At 64.8% G+C, this 13,536-nt stretch carries 15 protein-coding genes; 4 read left to right on the top strand and 11 right to left on the bottom strand.

All coding sequences use genetic code 11. The features are described 5' to 3' along the window. Positions 1-34: 34 nt before the first annotated feature. Positions 35-583 carry a GNAT family N-acetyltransferase gene (locus BM075_RS07755; protein ID WP_093360099.1) on the top strand — a complete coding sequence of 183 codons (549 nt, stop codon included), beginning with the start codon at positions 35-37 and terminating at the stop codon, positions 581-583. A gap of 14 nt (positions 584-597) precedes the next feature. Here the strand turns inward: BM075_RS07755 and BM075_RS07750 are convergent, their stop codons facing one another. The 6 genes from BM075_RS07750 to BM075_RS07725 form a co-directional block, all read right to left on the bottom strand. After that, a complete protein-coding gene (locus tag BM075_RS07750) occupies positions 598-1,842 on the bottom strand; it encodes a cytosine deaminase (RefSeq protein ID WP_177208279.1) in 1,245 nt (414 codons plus the stop codon). A gap of 10 nt (positions 1,843-1,852) precedes the next feature. After that, positions 1,853-2,908: an ABC transporter ATP-binding protein gene (locus tag BM075_RS07745; RefSeq protein ID WP_093360098.1), complete on the bottom strand. Its 1,056-nt coding sequence runs from the start codon at positions 2,906-2,908 to the stop codon at positions 1,853-1,855. Beyond that, complete coding sequence (locus BM075_RS07740; RefSeq protein WP_093360097.1) at positions 2,905-3,684, bottom strand: ABC transporter permease; 780 nt, start codon at positions 3,682-3,684, stop codon at positions 2,905-2,907. The genes BM075_RS07745 and BM075_RS07740 overlap by 4 nt, the downstream gene beginning before the upstream one ends. A gap of 3 nt (positions 3,685-3,687) precedes the next feature. Next, the gene (locus BM075_RS07735) at positions 3,688-4,530 is read right to left on the bottom strand and encodes an ABC transporter permease (RefSeq protein WP_177208278.1); all 843 of its coding nucleotides are present in this window, start codon (positions 4,528-4,530) and stop codon (positions 3,688-3,690) included. Positions 4,531-4,598: 68 nt separating this feature from the next. Further along, positions 4,599-5,726, bottom strand: coding sequence for a polyamine ABC transporter substrate-binding protein (locus BM075_RS07730; RefSeq protein ID WP_093360096.1), 1,128 nt, complete (start codon positions 5,724-5,726; stop codon positions 4,599-4,601). Positions 5,727-5,872: 146 nt separating this feature from the next. After that, positions 5,873-6,760: a LysR family transcriptional regulator gene (locus tag BM075_RS07725; RefSeq protein WP_093360095.1), complete on the bottom strand. Its 888-nt coding sequence runs from the start codon at positions 6,758-6,760 to the stop codon at positions 5,873-5,875. A gap of 81 nt (positions 6,761-6,841) precedes the next feature. Between BM075_RS07725 and BM075_RS07720 the strand changes: the two genes are divergently transcribed. From BM075_RS07720 to BM075_RS07710, 3 genes are read left to right on the top strand one after another with little or no spacing between them, the layout of a single operon-like run. Beyond that, the gene (locus tag BM075_RS07720; protein WP_093360094.1) at positions 6,842-7,588 is read left to right on the top strand and encodes a BtpA/SgcQ family protein; all 747 of its coding nucleotides are present in this window, start codon (positions 6,842-6,844) and stop codon (positions 7,586-7,588) included. Then, complete coding sequence (locus BM075_RS07715; protein ID WP_093360093.1) at positions 7,585-8,226, top strand: phosphoribosyltransferase family protein; 642 nt, start codon at positions 7,585-7,587, stop codon at positions 8,224-8,226. Before BM075_RS07720 ends, BM075_RS07715 begins: the two co-directional genes overlap by 4 nt. 29 nt (positions 8,227-8,255) lie before the next feature. Next, complete coding sequence (locus tag BM075_RS07710; RefSeq protein WP_093360092.1) at positions 8,256-9,458, top strand: aminopeptidase P family protein; 1,203 nt, start codon at positions 8,256-8,258, stop codon at positions 9,456-9,458. Here the strand turns inward: BM075_RS07710 and speB are convergent. Genes speB through BM075_RS07685 form a run of 5 tightly spaced genes read right to left on the bottom strand, consistent with a single transcriptional unit; the run spans position 9,455 to position 13,528 of the window. Next, positions 9,455-10,426, bottom strand: a complete 972-nt coding sequence (gene speB / locus BM075_RS07705) for an agmatinase (RefSeq protein WP_093360091.1) — start codon at positions 10,424-10,426, stop codon at positions 9,455-9,457. The two genes, BM075_RS07710 and speB, sit on opposite strands and share 4 nt — an antisense overlap. A 15-nt stretch (positions 10,427-10,441) precedes the next feature. Beyond that, positions 10,442-11,173: an SDR family NAD(P)-dependent oxidoreductase gene (locus BM075_RS07700; RefSeq protein WP_093360090.1), complete on the bottom strand. Its 732-nt coding sequence runs from the start codon at positions 11,171-11,173 to the stop codon at positions 10,442-10,444. Further along, entirely contained in the window at positions 11,170-11,943 is a 774-nt protein-coding gene (locus BM075_RS07695) for an SDR family NAD(P)-dependent oxidoreductase (RefSeq protein ID WP_093360089.1), read from the bottom strand. The genes BM075_RS07700 and BM075_RS07695 overlap by 4 nt, the downstream gene beginning before the upstream one ends. After that, complete coding sequence (locus tag BM075_RS07690) at positions 11,940-12,734, bottom strand: ABC transporter ATP-binding protein (RefSeq protein WP_093360088.1); 795 nt, start codon at positions 12,732-12,734, stop codon at positions 11,940-11,942. The genes BM075_RS07695 and BM075_RS07690 overlap by 4 nt, the downstream gene beginning before the upstream one ends. Beyond that, entirely contained in the window at positions 12,731-13,528 is a 798-nt protein-coding gene (locus BM075_RS07685; RefSeq protein WP_093360087.1) for an ABC transporter permease, read from the bottom strand. Before BM075_RS07685 ends, BM075_RS07690 begins: the two co-directional genes overlap by 4 nt. Between the last annotated feature and the right edge of the window lie 8 nt (positions 13,529-13,536).

Genomic DNA, 13,536 nt, shown 5'->3' with positions numbered 1-13,536 from the left:
TTCCAAGGCGGCGGACATATATCGGGCGGCGGGTGTGCGGCGGTTCTTCCTGAGCACGGACCAGGCGCCGGAAGCGTCCGTTCTGGAGAAAGCCGGCCTGAAGCCGGCGCGGGGGTGGCGGATGTTCCGCCGCTCCACCACCCTCCCACTGCCAAACCTCGCCAAGCAGGCGGATATCCGACCTGTGGAGCCGCGGTCGGCCCAGGGATTCGCGCGAATTGTCTCCGATGCCTTCGACCTTGGGGATCGCGCGCGCCCCTGGCTGGAGTCGATCCCGTCGGCGCCGGGATGGCACGTCTTTCAGGCCGTCGAGGGGGGCAATGTTGCCGGGACTGGAGCGCTCTATATCCGCGACGGCTATGCGTGGACGGACTTCGGGGCGACTCGGCCGGAAAGCCGGGGCCGGGGGATTCAGAAGGCACTGCTCGCGCACCGGATCAAGGTCGCGCAATCGAAGGGGTGCCACACGATTCTGACCTGCACCGGCGAGGCGGTGGAGGGCGAAGCGCAGATTTCCTACCGGAACATCCGGGCGCTCGGTTTCGAGGAGGCGGATCTGATCCTGAATTTCGCGCCGGCTTGAGGCCGGCGGGCAGATCAGAACCCCAGCGACAGGGCGGATTGCGCGGGCTGCGTTCGTGACACGATCCGCCCATCGGAGATCACGCACAGACGGGCGGGGCGGAGTCGCAGCGCTTCGATCCTGTCCGACGCGTCGAGAACGACCAGACTGCCCCGCTTGCCGGGCGCGATCCCGAAGTCCAGCCCCATGATCTCCGCCGGGGTCTGCGTGACCATGTCGAAAGCGGCGCACATGCCGTCCGGGTCGGTCATCAGCGCCACATGCAGGCCCATGTGCGCGACATCCAGCATGTCGCCGGAGCCCAGCGGATACCACGGGTCGCGGACGCAATCCTGCCCGAAGGCGACCGTCACGCCGGCGGCGCGCAACTCCGGTACCCGTGTCAGGCCGCGTCGTTTCGGGTAGGTATCCATCCGCCCCTGCAAGGTGATGTTGATGAGCGGATTGGGGATGGCGGCCACCTCGGCCTCGGCAATCATCGGCAGCAACTTGGCGACGTAGTAGTTGTCCATCGAATGCATCGACGTCAGGTGAGACCCCGCGACGCGCCCCTGCAAGCCGCAACGGATCGTCTCGGCGGCCAGCGTCTCGATGTGGCGACTCAGGGGGTCGTCGCTCTCGTCGCAGTGCAGGTCGACGCGCAGGCCCCGTTCGGCGGCCAGTTCGCAGGCAGCGCGGACGGCTGCGGCGCCATCGGCCATGGTACGCTCGAAATGCGGGATGCCGCCCACCACATCGACACCCGCGTCCAGCGCCCGGATCACCTGCGCCTCCGCCCCCGGCGTGCGATACCAGCCGTCTTGCGGGAAGGCGACGAGTTGCAGGTCCAGCACGTCCCGCACGATGTCGCGCACTTCCAGCAGAGCCTCGACCGTGGCGAAGCTCGCGTCCGTCACGTCCACATGGCTGCGGATCGCCAGAACGCCCTTGGCCACGGCCTGCCGGCAGTAGTCCAGCGCGCGGGCCACGATGTCCTCCCGGGTCTGAATCTGCTTCAGCTCGCCCCAGAGCGCGATCCCCTCCAGCAGCGTGCCGGAGCCATTCACGCGCGGGCGGCCATAGCTGAGGGTTGAATCCATGTGGAAGTGCGCATCGATGAACGGGGGGGAGACAAGCTTGCCCGTCGCATCGACAACCTCTCCCGCCTCCGCCGAAATGTCCGGCTCTACGGCGGTGATGCTGCCGCCTGAGATCGCGACATCCGCCCGCGTGCCGTCCGGCAGGGTGCCGCCCTTGATCAGGATATCGATGCTCACCACCCGCACTCCCTCATTGCGTCATCACATGCGCCGCATCGGGCGCCCAGTTCAACCAGAAGCGGCGGCCCGGTTCCGGCTCCAGTGCCGCCAAGGCGTCCTCGGTAACCTGCGCCTTCAGTTCTTCGCCCGCCGGCCCCTCGAAATAGCAAATGATGCCGGTGCCTGCGAATTCCTCCGATACGAACTCCGCGGGAACGGCGGGCGCCTCGGGGGGCGTTCCGCTCACCTGCATCCGGTCGGCCGCAACCACGATCTCGGCGGGGCCATCGGGCGTGTCCGGCATAGGGAACCGCATCCCGTCGATGTCGATCTCACCGCCTGAAACGGTGCCGGACAGAATGTTGTTCCGCCCGACGAACTCGGCGACGAAACGGGTCTTCGGGTTCCGGAAGATCTCCTGCGGGCGGCCGATCTGAGCGATCTCGCCGTGGCCCATGATTACCACCCGGTCGGCCATCGCGAAGGCTTCGGACTGCGAGTGGGTGACGTAGACGAATGTGATCCCCAGTTCCTTTTGCAGCCGGGACAGGACACCCTGCATCCGGATCACCAGGTGCGCGTCGAGCGCAGACAGCGGTTCGTCCAGCAGCAGCATCTGCGGCTCGGTGACAAGCGACCGGGCGAGCGCCACCCGCTGCCGCTGCCCGCCGGAGAGTTGATCGACGGGGCGCGTCTCGAACCCGCGCAGGCCCAGTCGGTCCAGCCAGAGCGAGACGCGCGTGTTTCGCTCGTCCCCGGCCACTCCGCGCATCTTAAGGCCGAATTCGACGTTCTCGGCGACGTTGAGAAACGGGAAAAGCGCCAACGATTGCCAGACCATCGGCGTATCCCGCTCGTGCGCCGGCACATCGTTCATGACTTTGCCGTCGATGGTGATGACGCCGTCGGTGGGCGCTTCCAGCCCAGCGAGCATCCGAAGTGTCGTCGTCTTGCCGCATCCGGACGGACCCATGATAGCCACGAACTCGCCGCGGCCGATTTCGAGGTCGATGCCCTTTACCGCTTCAAACGTGCCGTAGCTTTTGCGGACGCCGGAAAACCGGACGAGGGGGGAAGGATCGGTCATCGGGCGGTCTTTCGGAGGATGAGGAGCTGGGCCACGATCACGAGTGTCATCGAGGTGAGAAACACCACCGTGCCGATGGCATTGATCTGAGGATCGACGTTGCCCTGCAGGATTTCGAGGATCATTACCGGAACCGTCTTGTTCAGGCCGGAGACGAACCAGGCGACGATGAATTCGTCGAAGCTGACGGCGGCGGTCAGGCAATAGGCCGAGATCAGCGCGGGCAGGCAGAAGGGCAGGACGACGCTGCGCATCGCCCGCCACGGGGAGGCGCCGAGGTTCCACGCCGCGGCTTCCAGCGAGGCGTCCATCTGTTGCAGCCGCAGCCGGCAGATTGCCATGGCGAAGGGCGCGCCCATCACTGTGTGAGCGATCACGATCCCCGGCAGCGTTCCCGACAGGCCGATCCGCCCGAGCCAGGCCAGCATGGCGAGCCCCATGATTACCAGAGGGATCGTGGGCGGCAGCAGCGCCAGCGCGAGATAGGCATTCTTGAAGCGGAAGCCATAGCGAAAGTCGGTGTAGGCGGTGGCGAAGCCGAGCGCCGTGGAGAGTGCGGCGGCACAGAGCGCAACGAGCACCGAATTGCCAAAGGCCGTCCAGACCTCCGGCCGCGCAAAGGCGGTCTCGTACCAGTTGAGCGTGAAGTGACCCAAGGGCACCGTGGGGAACCGGTCCGAGTTGAACGAGAACACCATGCTGGTGACGATCGGCGCGAAGACGAAGGCGAAGAGCGCGACGAGATAGAGCCGCGAGAGGAAGTCGCCCAGGCGCATATCCTATTTCCTCCGCCCGTAGGCCGCGCCGACGGCCGCGAAGGCCACGACAAAGAGCGTGACGATCATCATCACCGCAACGACGGCCGCGCGGGGCCACTGCTGGCCGGATTTCGTGGTGTCGATGATCAGGATCGACAGCGTGGGCGGTTTGGACCCGCCGAGGTAGAACGGGCTCACGAAGTCGCCGAAAGACAGGATGAAGGCGAAGACCAGCCCGAGGATCAAACCAACCTTCGCCGCGGGAATGATGACGCGAAACAGCGTTGCGCGCCGGTTCGCGCCAAGGTTCCACGCGGCCTCGATCAGGTTGCGGTCCACCGAGGCGAGGCTGAAGGTCTGCAGGATCACCACCAGCGGCAGCACAAGCGTCAGGTAGCCGACCGTGGCGCCGAAGCCGGAGTTCAGCATCGTGAAGGGGCCAAGCCCGACCATGCCGAGGACGGCGTTGATCGGCCCGCTCTCCGCCAGCAGCACCTGCCAGGCATAGATCCGGACGAGGTAGGAGGTGAAGAACGGCACGATCAGGAAGAAGATCGCCCACCGCCGTGCGGATTCGGAGACGCGAAAGGCGAGGGTGAAAGACGCGGGGAAGGCGATGAGGCTTGCCAGAACCGCCGCCACGCTCGCCCGCCAGACGGTGATGAAATAGGCGTTCCAGAAGTAGTCCCGCCCCAGCATCCGTTCCCAGTTGTCGAATACGAACGCGGGTTCCATCCGGTAATTGCGCACCAGCCAGAACGACATGGCGACCATCAGAATCAGCGGGCCCACGAAAAACAGCCCCTGCCAAATCAGCAGGGGGAGCCGCCAGACGTAGGGATAAACCGGGAGGCGTTTTGGCATGGGGAGGATTCCGGTTGTGGCGGGAACGCGAAAGCGCACGTACCCGCCGGTCTTTCGGCCGGGCAGGTTCAGGCGGTCTTGTATTCCGACCAGAAGTCGTTCCAGTCCTCCAGAGATTGCTGCTGCGGGATGTCACGGAAGAAGATCCGCTTTTCGTTCAGCAGCTTGATCGGGCTTTGATCATGCCCCTCGATCAGGCCGGAGCGCTCCGCTTCTGCCGGGTTGGCCTCCTGGATCGCTTTCCAGCCCGACTTGGTAGGCGACAGGCCGGGGTAGGCGGCCATCTGGATAGAACGCACCTGCCCACGCGGGCTCAGCATGTACTGGATGAACTTGTTGACGATCTCCTGCTTGTCGGTGCCCTTGCCTATGGAATAGCTCTCCGTCCACTGGATTCCGCCTTCCTCGGGGATGACGCTCGCGACCGGCGCGCCGTCCTTTTGCAGAACGCCGGTGATCCAGTCGCCGATCCCCGCCATGGCCAGCATCTCGCCATTCTTCAGCGAGGCGAACGTGCCGCCATAGTCGAAATAGCCGCCGACCTGCGGCTTCAGGCTCAGCGTCTTTTCTTGCACCGCGTCCCAAGCCGCGTCGTCGATATCGAAGGGCGACGGGTCGTTGTTGCCCATCAGGAGGGAAATCTGGCCGAGGTTCGGCAGGTGCCAGTCGAAATGGCCGAGCTTGCCGGTCACCTTGTCGTTCCAGAAGGCGTTGTAGCTCATCGCTTCTTCGCGGGTCAGCGTGTCGGTGTTGTAGGAGACGCCGAGCAGCCCGAAACGCACCATCACCGACCACAGCTCATCGTCGGCCCAGTGACCGGGGAACTTCTGGTACTCCGGCCAGAAGTCGTCGAACGGGAAAAGCGACGGGTCCATTTGTTCGATGTAGCCCGCCGCGTTGAGTTGCTGCACGAACTCCGCGTCGGACAGGATGATATCGTAGGTGCCCGGGGGCGACTGGGCGATCAGCGCCAGCATGTTGTCGCCGCCGGCGTAGTATTTGGGGACAAACTTGACGTTGTTCTCGGCTTCGAACTCCGAAACCATGTCTGGCTCCGCGTGGCCGTACCAGGCGAGCATATTGATGGTCACCGGGTCGGCCGCCCAGGCGCGGTTGATCATCGGTGCAGTCAGGGCGGCTCCGGCCGCGCCGGCCAGCAGGCGCCGCCGCGTGAGCGTAAACGAGGAATTGGACATTGGACCTCCATGTCGGTTGGCGGTGTCTGCAGGGCGATACGCGTTTCGTGGTAGCGCTCCCGTCGTGTCATTACGCACAGATTAGAAGCAGAAGCGTGGGGCTGAGAAATATCCTGTTGGAATGATGCCATAATGAAAACTTATGGCTACATCTTCCGTTCTCCCTGCTGAATATGCTCCAAAACATGCTGCGCAAGGCCGTGGCCCGCGTCGCTGAGGACTGCATGCTTGTAAAAGAGACCGATGCGCAGCGGTGCCAGGGGCGGGAAACCCTCGTCCGCGCGACCGATCCGCATTCCTGGTAACAGGGTGGCCGGTGTCAGCGCCGTCGCCCCGAGTCCCGCCCGCACGGCGGTTTGCAACCCCGCAATATCCCGAGAGACCAGAACGGTTCGCCAACTCCGTCCGGCGAGCCGCAAGGCAGCGCGCATCCGGGTCGCGTATTCGCAAGGATCGGGGTGACGCAAGATCGGCAAAGGCTTTTTGGGCGGCAGGTGGAACGTTTCCTTGATGGCCCAAAACGGCTCCACGAGGGTCGTCTCTACGAGGTAGGGCACGTCGCCCTCGGGAACGATGGCGACCGCCATATCGAGCAAGTCGTTCGCCAAGGCACCTCGGAGGTCCCGGGAGAGAAGACTCTCGATTTCGATTTTCACGTCAGGATGTTGCGCGGCGAACCCGGCGATCGCCTCCAGCAGGAAGCTATGCGAAAAGTCCGTGGGAACGCCCACGCGGATCCAGCCCGACAGCGACGCATCGGCGAAATGGGCCACGATGTCGTCATTCAGCCGCAGCAGTTGCCGCGCATATGGACCAAGCGCCACGCCGGCATCGGTCAGTGCGAACTGCCGCCCCGCCGTCAGGATCAATTTGGTCTGCAACAACTCTTCCAGGCGCCGGATCTGCAAACTGATCGCCGGTTGGGTCCGCCCGAGAGCTTCCGCGGCGCGGGTAAAGTTGCCGAGGTCGACAACGGTTACAAAGCTGCGCAGCAGGTCGGTGGGTATGTTCTTGGCCATCGCTTCATAAGCCATTGTTATGATCCCATACCAACAATCAATTTCTGAAATGTGAGTGGTATTTGTACCCTTCGACCAAATTTCGGGAGAATACGCGTGTCCTGCTCAAGTTTTGAACAGTTGCTCAAATCGCCCGAGCCCATCGTGACGCCAGTGATCCACGTGCTGAACGTGGCGCAGGCCCTGGCGAACCTCGATCTCGTGACGGCAGCGGGCTGTCCTGGCGCGTTCCTGATCAACCACGACTTCCCGATGGAGGCGTTTCTTCCGATCCTGAAGGAAGTTCGCGCGGCAAGGCCCAGCCTTTGGCTCGGAGTCAACTTCCTCGCCCAACCCGGAAGCGTCGCCTTCCCGGTGCTCGGCGCGCTGGCGCAGGCGGGGTGCGAATTCCAGGCCTACTGGGCGGACGATGCCCGGATCGACGAGCGAGAGACAGTCCAGCACGAAGCCGAAGAGATTGCGCGCATTCGGGCCGAGAGCGGTTGGCCCGGGCTCTATTTCGGCGGGGTCGCGTTCAAGAAACAGCGCCCGGTGGTGGCGGAACGCTACGCAGAATCCGCGCGGAAGGCGGCGCCCTTTATTGATGTGGTGACGACCTCGGGCATCGCGACCGGACATGAGGCGGACGTGGGAAAGGTCCGGACCTTCCGCGATGCGCTCGGGTCGGCCCCTCTGGCACTCGCTTCCGGCATTACGCCGGAAAACGTTCACCGCTATTGCGGACTGGTCGACTGTTTCCTTGTGGCGACCGGGATCAACCGCGACGGCGATTTCTACACCATCGACCCCGCCCGCCTCGACGCGCTGCTCGTGGCGATCCGAACCCATGGAGGACGTGCATGACCGATTTGAAAGGCCCCAGGGACGACCGTTGGTATCTGTCGCTGATGTCACCCAACACGAAAGGGCCGAAATTCGCCTGGCTCGATCCAACGTCGATCTACATAAACGCCATCGCCTTCAAAGACTTGTTGGACGACCTTTGCGCGGAACTTGAGGCGGGTGACATCGACGTGGTCGCAGGCCTCGATGCAATGGGCTTTGTTCTGGGAGCCGCGCTGGCGGCGCGGCTGGAGCGGGGCTTCCTGCCGATCCGGAAGGCGGGCAAGCTGTGCGTGGACACCGATGCGGTGAGCTTCTCCAACTATTCCGGGCGGACGCAGCAGATGGAGATGCGCCAGCCGGCTTTCGCGATAGGAACGCGGGTACTGCTCGTGGACCAGTGGGTGGAAACCGGCGGCACGATGGACGGGGCGATCCGGCTTGTGGAGCGTCAGGGCGGAACCGTCGCCGGGATCGCGACCATCGCCATGGAACAGAACGAGCGGACGGAGGGCTATCGCGAGCGGTACAAGGTGGTCACCGCCGTTCTACCGACGTCGTATTGGCAGGCGGAGTGCAACGCGCAACGTCTGTCCAGCTTTGCCACGTACGCTGCAGAGCGGACGTTCCCGAGCGCGGGGCGCACGCCCGCCATCTGACTGTCTGCGCCAAGTAAAGGAGACTGCGCATGGACCGCCCCGAATACTATCGCTTCCACCAGGGCGACCGCGTCCTGCCGTTTACCGGCGCGGAATACGACGCGCGGCTGGCGGGGCTCAGGCGCATTATGGCCGACGACGGTCTCGATGCCTGCGTTTTCACGTCGATGCACAATATCGCCTACTACTCCGGCTTTCTCTACTGCGCCTTCGGGCGGCCTTACGGGCTGGTGGTAACTGCCACCGACAGCGTGACCATCAGCGCGGGCATCGACGCGGGCCAGCCTTGGCGGCGCTGCCATGGCGACAACATCACCTATACGGATTGGAAACGGGACAATTTCTGGCGCGCCGTTCTGTCGGTGACGGGGGCGGGCAAGGTGGTGGGCTATGAGGGCGATCACCTGACGCTGGACCGCAAGGCGCAGTTCGACGCATTTTTTGAGCCCGCCGCGGCGCGGGACGTCGCGCCGGCGACGATGCGGCAACGCATGACCAAGTCCGCGGCAGAGATCGCTTTGATCCGGCAGGGTGCCGCGGTGGCCGACGTCGGCGGATACGCGGTGCGGGACGCCGTGAAAGCCGGGGTGCGCGAGATCGAAGTGGCAATGGCCGGACGAGATGCGATGGAGCTTGAGATCGCAAAGCGCTTTCCGGGCGCGGAATACCGCGACACTTGGGTCTGGTTCCAGTCCGGTATCAACACCGACGGGGCGCACAACCCGGTGACGGGGCGCGTTCTGCAGCGCGGGGATATCCTGAGCCTCAACACCTTCCCGATGATCTCAGGCTACTACACCGCGCTGGAACGGACGATGTTCGTCGAGCATGTCGACGCGGCGTCGCTGGAGATCTGGCAGGCCAACGTCGCTGCGCACGAATACGGCATGTCGCTGCTCAAGCCGGGAGCGCGCTGCTCGGAGGTGACCGAGCATCTCAACGCTTTCTTCGCCGAACGGGACCTGCTGCAATACCGGACCTTCGGCTACGGCCATTCGTTTGGCGTACTCTCCCACTACTATGGCCGGGAGGCCGGACTGGAGCTGCGCGAGGACGTCGACACGGTTCTGGAGCCGGGGATGGTGATTTCGATGGAGCCGATGCTGACGATCCCGCAGGGGCAGCCCGGGGCAGGGGGATACCGGGAGCACGACATCCTGATCCTCACAGAAACAGGAAACCAGAACATCACCAGGTATCCCTACGGGCCGGCGTTCAACGTCGTCGGTTAGTCCGATGTAGGCGAGAAGCCGAGCGCCATGTTGCACAGGATCTCGAACATGATTGACACCGCCAGAAACGCGGTGCCGCCGGACGGATCGAACGGCGGAGAGACTTCGACAAGATCGGCCCCGGCGATGTTGACGCCCTCCAGCAGGCGCGCCACCAGCAGCGCCTGGTGGGAGTTGGGGCCACCCACCTCCGGCGTTCCGGTACCGGGCGCGAAGGCGGGGTCCACGAAATCGATGTCGTAGGAGATGTACGTGGGGGAGGTCCCCACGATCTCCTTCGCTTCGGTCATCACGTCTTCGGGGCCGCGGGCGTGGAACTCCTCGATCGGAATCACGCGGATGCCGACGGCATCGGCGAAGTCCCGGTCCTCGTCGTCGTAGGTCGACCCGCGAATGCCGATCTGGACCACGCGTTTCGGCTCCAGCAAGCCCTCCTCGACGGCGCGGCGAAAGGGCGTGCCGTGGGTGTATTGCGTGCCGCCAAAGTAGTCCTTGAACAGGTCCGTGTGGCTGTCGAAATGGATCATCCCGAGCGGCGCGGGTTTGGACAGCGCCCGCAGGACGGGAAGGGAGGTCAAGTGGTCCCCGCCTGCGGTCAGGGGCAATACGCCCGCTTCCCGAACAGCATCATAGAACGTGGTGATGCGGGCCATGCTGTCCTGGATGTCCGCCGGGTTCGGGCTGACGTCGCCCAGGTCCGCGCAGTTGATGCGCTCGAAGGGGCGGACGCCGGTGGCGCCGTTCTGGGCACGGATCATGGTGGACATGTCGCGCAACTGGCGCGGCCCGTGGCGCGGGCCGGGGCGGTTCGTGGTGCCGCTGTCCCATGGCACGCCGATCAGGCCGACCTGAACCTCCGCCAGCCTCGGATCGTCCAGCGGGACGTAGGGCAGACGCATGAAGGTCGGCACGCCGGCGTATCGCGGAAGGTCGAAGCCGGAGGGCGGGCGGAAGGAGGGGGAACTCATCGTTTAGGTCTTCTCTCAGTACATTGCACTGCCGCCGTTCACGCCGAAGCATTGACCGGTGACAAAACTGCTGTCGTCGCTTGCGAGGTAGAGCGCCATCGACGCGATTTCCTCCGGCTGGCCGAAGCGGGCAAGCGGAGTGTCGAGGTCGCGGGCGATCTGATCGGGCGTCATGCTTGCGGGGCTGGTCATGTCGGTCTCGACCGAGCCGGGCGCGATGGCGTTCACAAGGATACCCGGCGCCAGTTCCCGCGCAAGCGTGCGCGTCATGGCGATCACACCGCCCTTGGAGGCGGTGTAGGCAGCCATCTGCTCCCGGCCCAGAAAGCCCAGATCGCTTGCGATGTTGATGATGCGGCCCGCCTGCGCGCGCCGGGCGAAGGCCCGGCAGGTCAGGAACGGACCCCGCAGATTCACTGCGATCACGCGGTCGAAATCTTCTGCGTCCGTCTCAATGAGCGGGACCTGCCGCAGGATGCCCGCGTTATTTACAAGGATCTCCGGCGTGCCGAAGTGGCGCTCCACCATCTCGAACGTGCGCTCCACGGCGTCTTCATTCGAGACGTCTGCCTGAATGGCAAGACCGTCGGACCAGTGCCCGATGGCGGCTTGGGTCGCTTCTGCCTCCGGGTCGCCGGGATGGCAGATGACCACCCGTGCGCCCTGAGCCGCGAAGGCCAACGCGATGGCACGACCGATGCCGCGCGAGCCCCCCGTGACCAGGGCGACCTTGCCTGCGAGCTTCATGCCATCACCTCGCCGCGGTCCACGTTGAGCGCCTGCCCGGTGATGTCCGCCGCCGCGTCGCTGGCCAGAAACATGTAGGGCGGGGCCATGTCCGTAGGCTCCAGCAGCCCGTCTATCGCCTGCGCCGCCATCACCTCGGCCTCGACCTCAGCCTCGCTCCGGCCACTCGACTCCGCCAGTTCCCGCAGCGAATTCTTCGCCGGCCCGGTTCGAACCCAGCCGGGGCAGATGGCGTTGACGCAGATCCGCCTCGGCCCCAGTTCGCGGGCCCAGGTGCGCATCAGGCCCAGGAGCGCGTGCTTGCTCGCCACGTAGGCCGAGAAACCGGGGACGGCGGTGTAGGACCAGATGGAGGCCGTCAGGATGATGCGCCCACCGTCGGGAATGCGAGCGGCGAGGGTGTCCGTCACGTTCTGGGTACCGATGACGTTGGTGGCCACGATCCGCTCGAAGGTGGCGTTCCCCTCGGGGTGTGTTCCGGTCAGGGGGGTCGGCCGCTCCAGCCCGGCATTGTTGATGAGCACATCCACACGCTCGATATCGCCGAGAGACCGGGTGACGGCGGCCGCGTCGGTGATATCGCAGTGCAGCGCACGGACTGCGCCGGGCAGGCTTTCGGCCGCCTCGAAAATCGCGTCGGTCTCCGCCAAAATCGTCAGGTTGGCGCCAGCTCGCGCGAAACCTTCCGCCACGCCGAAGCCGATACCGCTGCTGGCGCCGGTGATCAGGACGGAAACACCGGAGAAGTCGAACGTCGCCCGCCCGCTCATTCGTGCCCGCGCCCCTCTTCGCGCATCATGTGCATCAGTTCCCCTTCGAGGTCTGAGTACCCGGACAGGCGCACCAGTTGTTCCTTGTCCGCGACCCGTCCGGACTTGAACGTGGGCACGATCTCCTTCTTGACCCGCCCGGGGTGGCTGGACAGGAATACGATCTTGTCCGCCAGGAAGATCGCTTCCTCCAGATCATGGGTGACGATGACCATCGTCGTGTCGGTCTTCTCCGCCACGTCAATCATGAGCTCCTGCATCAGCCAGCGCGTCTCTGCGTCGAGCGCACCGAATGGCTCGTCCATCAGCAGCACTTCCGGCCCGTTCGCGAGCGTTCGCGCGATGGCAACCCGCTGGCGCATCCCGCCGGACAGCTGGGAGGGGTAGGCATCCGCGAACTTGCCGAGGCCGACGAGCTGGATGAACCGCTCGGCCCGTTCCCGCCGCTCAGCCGCAGGCACGCCGTTGATCTTCATCCCGAACTCGACGTTGCTGCGTACCGAGAGCCAGTCGAACGATGTATAAGCCTGAAAGACCATGCCGCGGTCGCGCCCCGGCCCGTCGACGTGCCGCCCGCCGATGGCAATCTCGCCTGAGGTCGGGGTTTCCAGTCCGGCCATCATCCGCAGCACGGTGGACTTGCCGCAACCGGACGGCCCGAGCAGGACGCAGATGGAATTGCCCTCGACGTCGAAGGTGACGTCGCGCACGGCCTCGACGGTCCGCCCCTTGCCCAGGTCGAAGGACTTCGAGACATGGCGGACGCCGAGTGCGCTCTGACCGCCGCTCATCGTTGTGTCCTCAGGTAGGGGAAGGCCCAACGGTAGATCAGCGCGAAGAGCAAGTCGAACAGCAGGCCGAGGGCGCCGATGACGATGATGCCGGCAAGGATCTCGTCGGTCTTCAGAAATCGTCGGGCCCGCATCATCATCGCGCCGATGCCGGTGGTGGAGGCAACGATCTCCGCGATGACCAGATAGGTCCAGGCCATTGCCAGCATCTGCCGCATCGCCACGACGACGTCCGGCAGGACGGCCGGGAAGATGACCTTGCGAACGACCGTGGCGCGTTTGGCGCCGAGCGTAAGGGCAGTTTCAACCAGCTCCTCCCGGACGTTCTTTGTGTGATCCATGATGAGCGTGATGAGAAAGAAGATGACGCCGATGAACAGGAGTGCCAGCTTCGGCGCCTCGCCGGTGCCGAACCACATCAGCAGGATCGGGATGAAGGATGGCGCCGGCAGGTAGCGCCAGGCGGAGACGAACGGGTTGAAGAATGCTTCCACCGCCGGGAAGGAGCCCATCATCACCCCGAGCGGGATCGCGACCGCGCAGGCCATGGCGAAGGCAACGACGACGCGGCCGATGGAGATCAGCACGTCGCTGCCGAAACCGCGATGGGCGAAGAGGTCCCACGTGGTGGCGAACACCTGCTGCGGCGCGGGGACGAGCAACTCGTTCACCAGACCGGACGCCGAGGCAAGCATCCACACGCCGAAGAACAACGCCCAGACGGCCACGGCCGAAGTCACGCGCTGGGGCCGGCCCACAGGGGTGCGCAGGCCGAAGATCGGTTTTCGGGGCATTGTTGGTG

It is taken from the genome of Tropicimonas isoalkanivorans, assembly GCF_900112335.1.
In the GTDB taxonomy this organism is placed as follows: domain Bacteria; phylum Pseudomonadota; class Alphaproteobacteria; order Rhodobacterales; family Rhodobacteraceae; genus Tropicimonas; species Tropicimonas isoalkanivorans.
The sequence above is the reverse complement of the archived record's forward strand: the minus strand, read 5'-3'. Positions and strand labels throughout refer to the sequence as shown.